At 43.6% G+C, this 13,265-nt stretch carries 11 protein-coding genes and 3 pseudogenes; 10 read left to right on the forward strand and 4 right to left on the reverse strand.

Annotated elements, in window-relative coordinates:
- The first annotated feature begins 10 nt into the window (after nucleotides 1-10).
- The 4 genes from dapD to ACWPVL_RS08470 all read left to right on the forward strand — a co-directional run bounded on the left by dapD (nucleotide 11) and on the right by ACWPVL_RS08470 (nucleotide 3,152).
- Nucleotides 11-709 (forward strand): 2,3,4,5-tetrahydropyridine-2,6-dicarboxylate N-acetyltransferase, encoded by a 699-nt coding sequence (gene dapD / locus ACWPVL_RS08455; RefSeq protein ID WP_048791915.1) that lies wholly within the window; start codon nucleotides 11-13, stop codon nucleotides 707-709.
- 86 nt (nucleotides 710-795) lie between these two features.
- A complete protein-coding gene (locus ACWPVL_RS08460) occupies nucleotides 796-1,929 on the forward strand; it encodes an N-acetyldiaminopimelate deacetylase (protein ID WP_454388262.1) in 1,134 nt (377 codons plus the stop codon).
- Between the two features lie 19 nt (nucleotides 1,930-1,948).
- On the forward strand, nucleotides 1,949-2,485 hold the full coding sequence (locus ACWPVL_RS08465; protein WP_454388264.1) for a 5-formyltetrahydrofolate cyclo-ligase: 537 nt from the start codon (nucleotides 1,949-1,951) through the stop codon (nucleotides 2,483-2,485).
- Nucleotides 2,469-3,152: a rhomboid family intramembrane serine protease gene (locus tag ACWPVL_RS08470; RefSeq protein ID WP_454388266.1), complete on the forward strand. Its 684-nt coding sequence runs from the start codon at nucleotides 2,469-2,471 to the stop codon at nucleotides 3,150-3,152. The genes ACWPVL_RS08465 and ACWPVL_RS08470 overlap by 17 nt, the downstream gene beginning before the upstream one ends.
- A 291-nt stretch (nucleotides 3,153-3,443) precedes the next feature.
- On the opposite strand, the gene galU is transcribed toward ACWPVL_RS08470, so the two are convergent.
- Nucleotides 3,444-4,346 (reverse strand): UTP--glucose-1-phosphate uridylyltransferase GalU, encoded by a 903-nt coding sequence (gene galU, locus ACWPVL_RS08475; RefSeq protein ID WP_454388268.1) that lies wholly within the window; start codon nucleotides 4,344-4,346, stop codon nucleotides 3,444-3,446.
- Between the two features lie 30 nt (nucleotides 4,347-4,376).
- Nucleotides 4,377-5,393 (reverse strand): NAD(P)H-dependent glycerol-3-phosphate dehydrogenase, encoded by a 1,017-nt coding sequence (locus ACWPVL_RS08480; RefSeq protein ID WP_454388270.1) that lies wholly within the window; start codon nucleotides 5,391-5,393, stop codon nucleotides 4,377-4,379.
- A 157-nt stretch (nucleotides 5,394-5,550) separates the two neighbouring features.
- Here ACWPVL_RS08480 and ACWPVL_RS08485 point away from each other — a divergent pair, with 157 nt between their 5' ends.
- From ACWPVL_RS08485 to groL, 5 genes and pseudogenes are all read left to right on the forward strand, one after another.
- A complete protein-coding gene (locus tag ACWPVL_RS08485; RefSeq protein ID WP_454388272.1) occupies nucleotides 5,551-7,257 on the forward strand; it encodes an ABC transporter ATP-binding protein in 1,707 nt (568 codons plus the stop codon).
- A 1-nt stretch (nucleotide 7,258) separates the two neighbouring features.
- Nucleotides 7,259-9,037 carry an ABC transporter ATP-binding protein gene (locus ACWPVL_RS08490; protein ID WP_454388274.1) on the forward strand — a complete coding sequence of 593 codons (1,779 nt, stop codon included), beginning with the start codon at nucleotides 7,259-7,261 and terminating at the stop codon, nucleotides 9,035-9,037.
- A 57-nt stretch (nucleotides 9,038-9,094) separates the two neighbouring features.
- A pseudogene (locus ACWPVL_RS08495) lies at nucleotides 9,095-9,277 on the forward strand (DUF202 domain-containing protein); the annotation flags it as partial.
- A gap of 140 nt (nucleotides 9,278-9,417) precedes the next feature.
- The gene (groES, locus tag ACWPVL_RS08500) at nucleotides 9,418-9,699 is read left to right on the forward strand and encodes a co-chaperone GroES (RefSeq protein ID WP_414291866.1); all 282 of its coding nucleotides are present in this window, start codon (nucleotides 9,418-9,420) and stop codon (nucleotides 9,697-9,699) included.
- Between the two features lie 23 nt (nucleotides 9,700-9,722).
- Nucleotides 9,723-11,345: a chaperonin GroEL gene (gene groL, locus ACWPVL_RS08505; protein WP_454388277.1), complete on the forward strand. Its 1,623-nt coding sequence runs from the start codon at nucleotides 9,723-9,725 to the stop codon at nucleotides 11,343-11,345.
- A 132-nt stretch (nucleotides 11,346-11,477) separates the two neighbouring features.
- On the opposite strand, the pseudogene ACWPVL_RS08510 reads toward groL, so the two are convergent.
- Nucleotides 11,478-11,621 (reverse strand): annotated as a pseudogene (locus ACWPVL_RS08510) (SDR family NAD(P)-dependent oxidoreductase); the annotation flags it as partial.
- Nucleotides 11,622-11,680: 59 nt separating this feature from the next.
- Between ACWPVL_RS08510 and ACWPVL_RS08515 the strand changes: the two are divergent.
- Nucleotides 11,681-11,782: pseudogene (locus tag ACWPVL_RS08515) on the forward strand (IS30 family transposase); the annotation flags it as partial.
- 28 nt (nucleotides 11,783-11,810) lie between these two features.
- Here ACWPVL_RS08515 and ACWPVL_RS08520 read toward each other — a convergent pair.
- On the reverse strand, nucleotides 11,811-12,956 hold the full coding sequence (locus tag ACWPVL_RS08520; RefSeq protein WP_125382826.1) for a low temperature requirement protein A: 1,146 nt from the start codon (nucleotides 12,954-12,956) through the stop codon (nucleotides 11,811-11,813).
- Nucleotides 12,957-13,265 lie beyond the last annotated feature (309 nt).

The following is a 13,265-nucleotide window of genomic DNA, read 5'->3' on the forward strand; positions in this document are numbered from 1 at the left end:
AGGTGACGCCATGTCTGCTACGAAAATGAATGCTCAAGAAATCATCAAATTCATCGCTGATGCCAAGAAAAAAACTCCTGTCAAGGTAACCTTTGATGGAGAATTGCACGGTTCCATTCCTTGGTCTGTTGTGAAGTTAGGCAATGTTCTTTTTGGAGACTGGGAAGAAATCAAGCCACTCCTAGTGAACTTAGAGGAAAATAAGACCTATGTCGTGGAGCAGGATGCCCGCAATTCAGCGGTGCCGCTTTTGGACAAGCGCGACATCAATGCCCGTATTGAGCCGGGTGCTATTATCCGTGACCAAGTTGAAATTGGTGATAATGCTGTCATCATGATGGGAGCAGTCATCAATATCGGTGCAGAAATCGGTGCTGGGACCATGATTGATATGGGTGCTATTCTGGGCGGCCGAGCGATTGTCGGCAAAAACAGTCATGTCGGTGCTGGTGCTGTTCTGGCGGGAGTCATTGAGCCAGCTAGCGCAGAGCCAGTTCGGGTTGGAGACAATGTGTTGATTGGTGCCAATGCGGTTGTGATCGAAGGTGTACAAATTGGCAGTGGTTCCGTTGTTGCGGCTGGTGCGATTGTGACCCAGGATGTTCCGGAAAACGTAGTAGTTGCTGGCGTTCCAGCACGAGTTATCAAAAAAATTGACGAAAAGACCCAGCAGAAGACAGCTCTGGAAGACGCTCTGCGTACTCTTTAATATTGGTTAAAAGATAGCCGCCCTTGAACTTCATCGGGGCGGTCTGACTCTTTGTTTGTACTGACAAGATTTTAAAGGAAAGAAAAATGCTTGATTATCTGAACATTCGCCGTGATTTACACCAGATACCAGAAATCGGTCTGGAAGAATACAAGACCCATGCCTACCTGATGCAGGTCATTGATGGACTGACAGCAGGTCTAGACTTTGTGGAAATCCGAACTTGGCGGACGGGTATTTTGGTCTTTATCAAGGGAAGTTCGCCGGATAAGACGATTGGTTGGCGGACGGATATCGATGGTCTTCCGATTGTCGAGAAGACAGGTCTGGACTTTGCTAGTACCCATGAAGGTCGGATGCATGCCTGCGGACACGATATGCACATGACGGTGGCTCTAGGTCTGCTGGAGCAAGCTGTGAGCGCTCAGCCTACCCACAATCTGCTCTTTCTCTTTCAGCCTGCTGAGGAAAATGAAGCTGGCGGTATGCTCATGTACGAAGACGGTGCCTTTGGCGACTGGTTGCCGGATGAATTTTACGGCCTCCATGTGCGGCCAGATCTCAAAGTTGGCGATGTTGCCACTAATAGAGGAACGCTTTTTGCTGGCACCTGTGAAGTCAAGCTGACCTTTAAGGGGAAGGGAGGCCATGCGGCTTTTCCTCATGAGGCCAATGATGCTTTGGTGGCAGCTAGCTACTTTATCACCCAGGTGCAGACCATTGTCAGCCGCAATGTCGATCCGATCGAGGGAGCGGTTGTGACCTTTGGTTCGCTCCATGCTGGCACGACCAACAATGTCATCGCAGAAACGGCCTTTTTGCATGGTACCATTCGGACTCTGACTCAGGAGATGAATCTCTTGACTCAGAAGCGCTTACGGGAAATAGCAGAGGGCATAGCCCAAAGTTTCGGTCTGGAATTGGACTTGGAACTCAAGCAAGGCGGCTATCTGCCTGTGGAAAATGATCCTAGTCTAGCAGACGAATTGATGGACTTTTTCCAGAAGGAAGAAGGGGTTCAGCTGATTGATATTGCGCCGGCTATGACAGGCGAGGACTTTGGTTATCTGCTCAGCAAGGTCAAGGGCGTCATGTTCTGGCTTGGAGTGGACAGTCCCTATGCCCTCCATCATCCCAAGATGACATCGGATGAGGCAGCACTGCCCTTTGCTATTGAAAAGATTGGGAAATTCCTAGATTATAAAATCAACGAAAGATAAAAAAGGTGGGGTGAGCCGCATGAAAAAAGAACTACGACAAACTGTACTGAACCAGATGAAGAAACTGTCGGGAAAAGAAAAAGAGCAGGCAGATAACTGGCTGACCCAGCACTTGCTTAGTTCAACAGCTTATCAAAACGCTCAGGTTATCGCTACCTATCTTTCTATGCCGCATGAAGTCTCAACTGTAGCCTTTATCAAGCAGGCTCAGTTGGATGGTAAGCGGGTTTTGGTACCTAAGACCTATGGCCAGGGTCGGATGATATTTGTGGACTATGATGAAAGTCGCCTGCAAAAACGCTCTTTTGGTCTTATGGAGCCAATGAGCGAAGAGGCTGTGGACAAGACAGAAATTGATCTGATTCATGTGCCGGGTGTGGTTTTCAATTCACAAGGCTTTCGGATCGGTTACGGTGGTGGCTACTATGACCGTTATCTGGCTGATTTTGCAGGAGCATCCATCAGCACTATTTATGCAGTCCAACAGGCAGAATTTCTACCAGCTCAACATGATGTTGCGGTAAAGGAGTTACTTATTTATGAAGCAAATCTTTGATAGAGACTATCCTGTGACAAGCATCTTGCTTATCCTGACGAGCCTTGTTTTTGTCTTGATGTTTCTTTCTTACGGTTTTCAATACAGCAGTTCCGAAGCCTTGTATCACTTTGGAGCCGTGCACGGTTATACGATTCAAGCGCTGCCGGAGCAGTTTTGGCGGATTTTTGCTGCTATTTTCATCCACATTGGTTTGGAGCATTTTGTGGTCAATATGCTGACGCTCTACTTTCTTGGCCGACAGATTGAAGCCATCTTCGGCTCTTGGAAATTCTTGATACTCTACCTGATGTCAGGCGTGATGGGGAATTTATTCGTGGTCTATTTTTCACCCGAAAGTTTGGCAGCTGGGGCTTCTACTGCTCTTTTCGGCCTTTTTGCTTCCGTTGTCGTGCTTCGTTATGCTACGCGAAACTACTATCTACAGCAGTTAGGCCAGTCCTATATGAGCCTGCTAGCTGTCAATCTGATCATGAGTTTCATACCAGGAATCAGTCTTTCTGGTCACTTGGGTGGTCTAGTCGGTGGAGCTTTAGGAGCTGTGATCTTACCAGTATCGGGAGAACGCTACGCTTTTAGCAAGACTCAACGATTTTTAGCACTGGCAGCCTACCTTGGATTAGCAGCTATTTTGATTTTTCTGACTTTTCAACGACCAATTTTTTGAGAAATGAATTCAATTACCGCTTTTTAAAGCGGTATTCCAAAATGTGGCCAACCTCTGTCAGCAATAGAAAAATTGCTGATAGAGGTTGATTATCATATAGTGAAAACTCTTAGAGATGTTGATGTGACATTATTTTTAAGAGTTTTTTTACTTTATCCAGTAAAAGAAAAAGATTGAAGAAATTGTCCAAAATGGACTTTTTCTTCAATCTAACACCTAGATTTACTAGGTGTTTTTCTGTATAGTGTTAAAAGCTGATGCATCAGCTAATCTATTGCTTGTGCACTTCTGTTATTTTTTCGTTTTCTTATCTAATTTTTTGCCTAAATCGATAATGTACTGTTTCAAATCGTCTTTGACTTGAGGGTGTTTGAGGGCATAATCGATAGAAGTTTTCATGAAGCCAAACTTGTCGCCTACATCATAGCGATCGCCTTTGAATTCACGGGCAAAAACGCGCTGAGTTTTGTTGAGGGTATCGATGGCATCAGTCAGTTGAATTTCATTGCCCGCACCAGGAGTTTGTTTTTCCAAGATTTCAAAAATTTCTGGCGTTAGCAGGTAGCGACCGATAATGGCCAAATCACTTGGTGCATCTTCTGGTGCTGGTTTTTCGACGAATTTTTCAACGCTGTAGAGGCCATTGACGCCTTCGCCTTGCGGTGCAATAACGCCGTAAGCAGAGACTTCTTCGTGAGGAACTTGCATAACTGCAATTGTAGACGCGTGGGTTGCTGCATAGTCGTCCATGAGTTGTTTGGTGAGTGGCACTGCCTTGTCATTGGTAATGTCCATCAAATCATCACCCAGCATGACCACAAAAGGTTCATTTCCGACAAAGGCCTTAGCTTGAAGTACGGCATCCCCGAGTCCACGTGGATGGCTCTGACGGATAAAATGCAAGCCAATACCAGTAGTCTCATCCACCAACTTGAGCAAGTCGTTCTTGCCCTTTTCTTTGAGGTTGTATTCTAGCTCAAAGTTGGAGTCAAAGTGGTCCTCAATGGAGCGTTTTGACTTCCCTGTGACAACCAGAATATCTTCAATTCCAGATTTGAGAGCTTCCTCGACGATAAACTGAATAGTTGGTTTGTCAACGATTGGCAGCATTTCCTTGGCCAGTGCCTTAGTGGCTGGCAAGAAGCGGGTTCCGAGACCGGCTGCAGGGATGACTGCTTTTCTGACTTTTGGCATAAATTTCTCCTTTATAAAAAATACTGTAAATTAAGACCACTCATTTTCAGCTTTGAATTCATTGCTCATCATATCATGAATGGCATCTTTGATATCATGGCCGTCATAGATGACCTTGTAAATAGCCTGAGTGATAGGCATGTAGACACCGAGCTCCTGAGCCAGTTCGTAGGCTGCCTTGGTCGTAGAGATTCCTTCGATAACCATGCCCATATTAGCTTCAATATCAGCTAATTTCTCGCCGCGACCCAACGCATCGCCGGCTCGCCAGTTGCGAGAGTGGATAGAGGTTCCTGTGACAATCAAGTCGCCAACACCAGAAAGACCGCTGTAAGTCAGAGGGCTGGCTCCCAGTTTAACACCAAGTCGGGTAATTTCAGCCAGCCCGCGTGTGATGATGGCAGCTTTAGCATTGTCACCGTAGCCCAGTCCGTGGAGAGCTCCAGCTCCGACTGCAATGATGTTCTTGAGAGCACCTGCTGTTTCTACGCCGACGACATCGGTATTGGTGTAGAGGCGGAAGTAGTGATTACTGAAGAGTTCCTGCACATATTTAGCGGTTTCGAGATCCTTAGATGCTGCGGTAATCAGGGTAATATCGCGGACGATAGTTTCCTCAGCGTGGCTAGGGCCTGAGACAACGACAATCTCGCTACGCAAGTCTGCAGGGATTTCTTCTTCCAGAATAGTCGAAATTCGTTTGTGGCTATTAGGCTCTAATCCCTTGGATGCATGCATGATTTTTACCTTGTGATCCAAGGTTTGCGCAACTTGTTGGGCTACCAGACGGGTCACCTTGGTCGGCACGACAAAAAGCACAGCATCTACGTTTTCTAGAGCATCTTTCAAGTCGTGATAAGCCTTGATTTCTTCGCTTAGAACCACATCTTTGAAATAGCGTTTGTTTGTATGCTGGTGATTGATCTCGTCAATCTGCTCTGCAATATTGCCCCAAATCCGGACCTCATGGCCATTATCATTGAGGACTTGAGACAGAGCCGTTCCCCAAGAGCCAGGACCAATCACAGCAATTCGTTGTTTATCCATCTTTTCTCCTTGTACGAGACCTATAAAAGGACTCAGTCAATTTAGAGTTATTTATTATATTGTACCATATAATAACTGAAATTTCTTACTTGACATTGTTTTTATCTATGATATAGTAAGGAAGCTAAACAAAGTTAAAAATCTACGAGGAGGAATTATGTTCAGAAAAGCTTTATCAGCCTATAAATTATTTATCTTTTTATCTCTTCTGATGACATCGCTGATGCTGGCTAGCTCGCTGTTACAGCCCCTATATCTCAAAGATGTCTTGAATGCTCTTTTGTCAGGAAATCGAGAAGAAATCTATCATTTGGGGGCTTGGTTGCTGGGCTTTGGTTTGGTTGGCCTGCTTGCTGGCGGGGCAAATGTGACCCTGGCAGCCTATATTTCCCAAGGTGTGTCGTCGGATTTACGGGAAAAAACCTTTCGGAAAATCCAGACTTTCTCTTATGCCAATATTGAACAGTTCAATGCGGGGAATCTAGTTGTCCGCATGACAAACGACATCAACCAAGTACAAAATTTGGTCATGATGATGTTCCAGATTTTATTCCGCCTGCCTATTTTATTTTTAGGTTCCTTTATTTTGGCGGTGGTGACTATTCCCTCCCTGTGGTGGGTGATTGTCCTGATGGTCTTTTTGGTCTTCTTTTTGACAGGAGTGATGATGGGCTTGATGGGTCCACGCTTTGCCAAATTTCAAGTTCTCTTAGAAAAGATCAATGCGATTGCCAAAGAAAACCTGCGTGGCGTCCGTGTCGTCAAATCTTTCGTGCAGGAGAGAGAGCAGTATCAGAAGTTTACGCAAGTTTCAGATGAACTTTTGGAGCAAAATCTCTTTATTGGTTATGCCTTTTCGATCGTTCAACCAATGATGATGATCGTCGGCTACGGGGCTGTCTATCTGACCATGTGGCTCTTGTCTAGCATGATACAGATGGATCCAGGCTTGGTTAGCTCGATTGTCTCTTTCATTTCTTATTTGAATCAAATCATGTTTACTATCATCATGGTTGGCTTTTTGGGCAATACCGTTACGCGTGCCATGGTATCGATTCGGCGGATCAAGGAGGTTTTGGATACGGAGCCAGCGATGACCTTCAAGAATGAAGCTGAAGAAGATTTGGAAGGTAGTCTGGTCTTTGACCATGTGACCTTTACCTATCCGACAGATACAGAGCCCATGCTCAAGGATATTAGCTTTGAAGTCAAACCGGGAGAGATGATTGGTGTTGTCGGAGCGACAGGAGCAGGAAAATCAACTCTGGCCCAGCTCATTCCACGTCTTTTTGATCCTCAGGAAGGCTCCATCAAAATTGGTGGCAAGGATCTGCGAGATATTAGTGAAGCTTCGCTGAGAAAAAATGTCTCCATCGTTCTGCAAAAAGCTATTTTATTTAAGGGGACGATTGCGGACAATCTGCGTCAAGGAAAGCAAAATGCCAGCTTGCCAGAATTAGAACAGGCGGCGCGCATTGCACAGGCAAGCGAGTTTATCAATCGTATGGAAGATACCTACAACAGCCAAGTCGAAGAACGGGGAAATAATTTCTCTGGCGGACAAAAGCAAAGAATGTCCATCGCGCGTGGTGTTGTCAGCAATCCTAATATTCTTATCTTGGATGACTCAACTTCCGCTCTGGATGCCAAGTCCGAAAAGCTGGTCCAAGAGGCGCTGAACAAGGATTTGAAGGGAACTACAACCATCATTATTGCCCAGAAGATTAGCTCCGTGGTTCATGCGGACAAGATTTTGGTGCTAGATCAAGGGCGTTTGATTGGCCAAGGTAGACACGCAGACTTGGTCGCTACAAATGATGTCTACCGAGAAATTTATGAGACACAAAAAGGAAAGGAGGACTAAGATGAAGACAGCAAAATTTTTCTGGCAATATTTCAAGCAGTATAAACTGGCCTTTTTGGTCGTCATGATTATGATTGTCATCTCGACGGTTTTACAGGTTCTCTTTCCGATTTTTACAGGTCTCGCCATCAGTGAGCTGGTGGAGTTGGGTAGTGCTTTTGCGAGTGGCAAGCTTGCTTCAGGTGATGTTTCAGCCTTTGCCGCTTTCCAAGGAATCATGTGGAATTTAGCGCTGGCTTTCATCTTCCTTTCGCTATCGAGCTTGATTTACATGCTATTGATGAGTCGGATCATTTCCTACTCAACCAATGAAATGCGCAAGGGTCTCTTTGGGAAATTAGCTCGCTTGACCGTTTCCTTCTTTGACCGCCATCAAGACGGGGATATCTTGTCGCGTTTTACCAGCGATTTAGATAATATCTTGCAGGCTTTCAACGAGAGCCTAGTCCAAGTGATGAGCAATATCGCTCTCTACATCGGCCTGATTGTCATCATGTTTATGCGGCATGCGACCTTGGCTTGGGTGACGATTGCCAGTACGCCAGTAGCCATCATTGTCTTGGTGTCCATCGTCAAGCTGGCTCGCAAGTACACAGACTTGCAGCAAAAAGAAGTTGGTCAGCTCAATGCTTATATGGATGAGACGATTTCCGGCCAGAAGGTAGTCATTGTGCAGGGAATGCAAGAAGAAGTCATCAAAGGCTTTGTCCAGCAAAATGATAAGGTTCGGTCAGCTACTTTCAAAGGACGCGCTTTTGCTGGCTTGCTCTTTCCTGTCATGAACGGAATGAGCCTGATCAATACGGCTATCGTGATTTTTGTAGGTTCAGCCATTATGCTCAATGATCCTAATGTGAAGACCTCAGTAGCCATTGGTCTGATTTCAACCTTTACACAGTTTTCTCAACAATACTATCAGCCTATCATTCAGGTTGCGGCAAGCTGGGGAAGTCTGCAGCTGGCTTTCACTGGTGCGGATCGGATTCAGGAAATGTTTGATGCGCCCGAGGAAGTGCGCCCGCAGAATGCACCAGCCTTTACCGAGCTGAGAGAAGGCGTCGAGATAAAGCATGTGGATTTCTCTTATGTCGAAGGTAAGCCGATTTTGAAAGATGTTTCCATTTCAGCGCCAAAAGGTAAGATGATTGCTGTTGTAGGACCGACAGGATCAGGGAAGACGACCATCATGAACCTGATCAATCGTTTTTACGATGTGGATAAGGGTAGTATCGAATTTGACGGACGCGATATCCGAGACTATGACTTAGATAGCTTGCGCAGTCATGTAGGTATCGTTTTGCAAGATTCTGTCTTGTTCAGTGGAACCATTCGAGACAATATCCGATTTGGAGTGCCGGATGCAAGTCAGGAGATGGTTGAAATCGCTGCGCGTGCTACCCATATTCACGAGTATATTGAAAGCTTGCCTGATAAATACGATACAATCGTAGATGATGATCAAAACATCTTTTCAACAGGTCAAAAGCAATTGATTTCGATCGCTCGAACCCTTTTGACCGATCCTCAAGTGCTGATCTTGGATGAGGCCACCTCTAATGTTGATACGGTAACCGAGAGCAAGATTCAGAGCGCGATGGAGGCTATTGTGGCAGGCCGAACCAGCTTTGTCATCGCTCACCGCTTAAAGACCATATTGAATGCAGACCAGATTATTGTCCTAAAAGATGGGGAAGTCATTGAAAGAGGCAATCATCATGAATTGCTGCATCTAGGCGGCTTCTATTCTGAGCTCTACCACAATCAATTTGTATTTGAATAAATATATACAGAAACGGAGGTATTCCATGAGGATACCTTCGTTTTTTGAAAGGAATTAATCAATTTTGTCCTGATCTATCTCTTTCATCGAACCAATCTGCTTCTTTTCATCGTAGGAGTCATCTTAGCTATTTTGGGAATTCTTGTCATGCTGGTCTTTGGCTATGGCATCTACAAGGGTAGACTAAATTTGCAAAAGGTTATTGATGATTTTGAAGAGAAACTGAAGTTAGCTCAATAATGTTTCCAATTAATTTCCCCAAAAACTTTGTCATTCGGCAAAGTTTTTTCTTGACTATTTCTGACCAAGTGATAAAATAATAACTATAGATTAGCACTCGATGTCATAGAGTGCTAAAATTCAATCTTTGGAGGAAAAAGATGTTAAAACCATTAGGTGACCGTGTGGTCTTAAAAGTAGAAGAAAAAGAACAGAAAGTTGGTGGCTTTGTCATTGCTGGTGCAGGGCAAGACGCGACAAAAGAAGCGACAGTCATCGCAGTCGGCCAAGGGATCCGTACGCTCAATGGAGAATTGGTCGCACCAAGTGTCAAGCCAGGTGATAAGGTTTTAGTTGAAAGCCATGCTGGCATTGAAGTCAAAGATCAGGATGAGAAATTCTTGGTTGTTGGAGAAGCAAGCATTCTTGCAATTGTGGAGTAAAAATCTAAGAAAGAGGTTTAAAAATGGCAAAAGATATTAAGTTTTCATCAGATGCACGTAGTGCAATGGTTCGTGGTGTGGATATTCTAGCAGATACTGTCAAGGTAACCTTGGGCCCTAAAGGTCGCAATGTTGTTTTGGAAAAATCTTTTGGCTCACCTCTCATCACCAATGACGGTGTGACCATTGCCAAGGAAATCGAACTGGAAGACCACTTTGAAAATATGGGGGCTAAGCTGGTGTCAGAAGTGGCTTCAAAAACCAACGATATCGCTGGAGACGGAACAACGACTGCTACTGTATTGACCCAAGCTATCGTTCGTGAAGGAATTAAAAACGTTACTGCGGGTGCTAACCCAATCGGTATCCGCCGCGGGATTGAAGCAGCAGTTGCGACTGCTGTCAGCGCTCTGAAAGAAACGGCGATTCCGGTTTCTAACAAAGAAGCGATTGCTCAGGTTGCTGCCGTGTCTTCTCGCAGCGAGAAAGTCGGCGAGTACATCTCTGAAGCTATGGAAAAAGTTGGCAACGATGGCGTTATCACCATTGAAGAGTCCAAAGGTATGGAAACAGAACTGGATGTCGTAGAAGGAATGCAGTTTGACCGTGGCTACCTGTCTCAATACATGGTGACGGATAGTGAAAAAATGGTGGCCGATCTGGACAACCCTTATATCTTGATTACAGACAAGAAAATTTCTAACATTCAAGAAATTCTCCCATTATTGGAAAACATTTTGAAAACCAACCGTCCGCTCTTGATTATTGCAGATGATGTGGATGGTGAAGCTTTGCCAACACTTGTTCTTAACAAGATTCGTGGTACCTTCAATGTAGTGGCTGTTAAAGCACCAGGTTTCGGTGACCGTCGTAAGGCTATGTTGGAAGACATCGCTATTTTGACAGGCGGTACAGTAATTACAGATGATCTTGGCCTAGAGCTCAAAGACGCTACTATTGAAGCGCTTGGACAAGCTTCTAAAGTCACTGTTGACAAGGACAGCACTGTGATTGTGGAAGGTTCTGGCAATCCTGAAGCCATTGCCAATCGTGTGGCCGTTATCAGATCACAAATCGAAAGTACAACTTCTGAGTTTGACCGTGAAAAACTGCAAGAACGTCTGGCGAAATTGTCCGGTGGTGTGGCGGTGATTAAGGTAGGAGCTGCAACCGAAACCGAGCTCAAAGAAATGAAACTCCGCATCGAAGACGCCCTCAATGCGACCCGTGCCGCAGTGGAAGAAGGAATCGTGTCTGGTGGGGGTACAGCCTTTGTCAGCGTATTGGGTGCAGTAGCTGCCCTTGAATTAACAGGTGATGAAGCGACTGGCCGCAACATCGTCCTCCGGGCCTTGGAAGAGCCTGTTCGCCAAATCGCTCTGAATGCAGGATTCGAAGGTTCAATCGTCATCGACCGTCTGAAAAACTCTGAAGCAGGTACAGGCTTTAATGCTGCGACTGGCGAATGGGTCAACATGATTGAAGCTGGAATCATTGACCCAGTTAAGGTGACGCGTTCAGCCTTGCAAAATGCCGCTTCTGTAGCTAGCTTGATTTTGACAACAGAAGCTGTTGTAGCCAATAAACCAGAACCTGCTCCAGCAGCACCAGCTATGGATCCCAGCATGATGGGCGGAATGATGTAAGACACATAGAAGAAAGTACAACTTTTTTGAAATCAATAAAGTAAAAAAGACTTCAAACTATTGATCAAAAACAATGGTTTGAAGCCTTTTTATTGTGCGGATAATGCAATGAAAACTTGTAAAATAATGAAAGTGGAGGATGACATGATGGCCTTCACTGGACAGTTTTTTTGCCAAATGTTTACCGATACCGTCAGTAGCACCTGTAATTAGAACGGTTTTGACTATATTAGTCCTCCAAGAAAGCAATTGGTTCTTTTTAAAATTCGTCTGCATATTGGAAGATAGAACCGTGACCTGCATTTGGATAGATAATCAGCTCGCTACTATTTCTTTTATCAGCTATAGCTGATAAAAGAAATAGAATTCCTAGGAAATCATTGAATTATCAATCACCCTACCAAGTTTTTCTGAGTTACTTGAAAAGTCTAACTTAATTTGACAATTTAGGATGTTATAAACTCATTAAAATAATCCCCAGTTAGATTTGGAATATTTTTTATTCTGTGTCATATAAAAATAAATAAAATGAATGGCTATAGCTAGAGCTAAAATGGTTGTTATACTCACTACTATTATAGGATTAGAAGCAAAGATTAAAGAGAGAATCAAGGCAGCCAGATAGAGTGTCGCTTGGACACAGTAGTAACTTTTCGAATAGCGAAGATAGTGTTTGTTATGGGGCCCATTTACTAGGACAGCAGCTTGAAAGAGGCCAAATCCGATATAAGAGAAGCTGGTTGCAAAGAGACGATTAGCTTCAGGATTCTGAAGAAAGCCCATCGATACAGTCATCATCATAAGTCCAATGAAAATAGGATAGTGACTGTAAATTAGAAATAGCCCCTTTTGATTAGATTTTTCATCAATAGCATGGTCGAATTGACCAAAATAAAACAAGAACAGAGAAATCATAATAATGAAATAAAGAACCGAATAAATCGAGAAATTCTCGATTGTAAAGAAGTTAGCTAGCTCCGTAATCATCTCTCCAAACATAATAATGACAAGAAGGGAGATGCGCTCGATTAAATGGGGGAGATTTACCTGGTAATGCTTATCTTTATTAAGCAAGATACTTGGCATAATAAATGTTAGCAGAATACTAGCAAATAAGACAGAGACTCCAACGTAAATAGGAAGAAGAGCTGCTAGATAGACTCCTAAACTTCCTAGAGCTGTTATCCATAGAAAACCTTTGATACTTTCCCGATTAACATCATCGGTTGATTTTCTAAAAAATTCAACCAAATATTGAAAAAATAAGGTAAGGGTTAATGTACCAATAGCCCAACAGAGATAATGAAAATATTGTTGCCAATCAGGTCCAATCATATTGGCTATAAAGAGTAAAATTCCCATTTTGATAAACATGATTACTATGTTAAATAAAGAGTTCTTTCCATAGCGATTGGTATAATCGGTTTGAATCATCCAGGAATTGATGAGAAGCAAAGTAGCAATGAAAAAATCAAGGAAAGAATTCCAAGTCAAAATACCGTTATGAAGATGGTCAATTAAAGTAGTTACTTTTGAAATTGCAAAAACAAAAACTAAGTCATAAAAAAGTTCTGAAAATTCTACACGTTTATGTTTAATAAGAGTTGTCATCTTAAGACCTTTCTATTTTAGAAGTACAATTTATTATAACAGAAAATGGTAATGAGAGAAAAGGAAATGCTTAAATAACTTCATGTGACGCGAATTGTCAAAACCTTGGAGCACATTTACCTCATGTACCAACTCACAGGCGGAGTGTTTGATGATTGGTAATAAAGAATGGGTGTTGAAACATTCAAGTTATTATCATACTGAGAAAGATGGAACAACAAAACGAGTTGAGTTCAATGCAACTAAGCAACCGGAAGAACTGAAGAATAAGATTATACAATAGAAAAAGCGAGCCTAAAACTCGCTTTT

This window comes from Streptococcus sp. Marseille-Q8145 (assembly GCF_965112035.1).

Coding starts and splice junctions, on each gene's coding strand:
- dapD (WP_048791915.1), top strand. CDS start 11: ATGTCTGCTACGAAAATGAATGCTCAAGAAATCATCAAATTCATCGCT.
- ACWPVL_RS08460 (WP_454388262.1), top strand. CDS start 796: ATGCTTGATTATCTGAACATTCGCCGTGATTTACACCAGATACCAGAA.
- ACWPVL_RS08465 (WP_454388264.1), top strand. CDS start 1,949: ATGAAAAAAGAACTACGACAAACTGTACTGAACCAGATGAAGAAACTG.
- ACWPVL_RS08470 (WP_454388266.1), top strand. CDS start 2,469: ATGAAGCAAATCTTTGATAGAGACTATCCTGTGACAAGCATCTTGCTT.
- galU (WP_454388268.1), bottom strand. CDS start 4,346: ATGCCAAAAGTCAGAAAAGCAGTCATCCCTGCAGCCGGTCTCGGAACC.
- ACWPVL_RS08480 (WP_454388270.1), bottom strand. CDS start 5,393: ATGGATAAACAACGAATTGCTGTGATTGGTCCTGGCTCTTGGGGAACG.
- ACWPVL_RS08485 (WP_454388272.1), top strand. CDS start 5,551: ATGTTCAGAAAAGCTTTATCAGCCTATAAATTATTTATCTTTTTATCT.
- ACWPVL_RS08490 (WP_454388274.1), top strand. CDS start 7,259: ATGAAGACAGCAAAATTTTTCTGGCAATATTTCAAGCAGTATAAACTG.
- groES (WP_414291866.1), top strand. CDS start 9,418: ATGTTAAAACCATTAGGTGACCGTGTGGTCTTAAAAGTAGAAGAAAAA.
- groL (WP_454388277.1), top strand. CDS start 9,723: ATGGCAAAAGATATTAAGTTTTCATCAGATGCACGTAGTGCAATGGTT.
- ACWPVL_RS08520 (WP_125382826.1), bottom strand. CDS start 12,956: ATGACAACTCTTATTAAACATAAACGTGTAGAATTTTCAGAACTTTTT.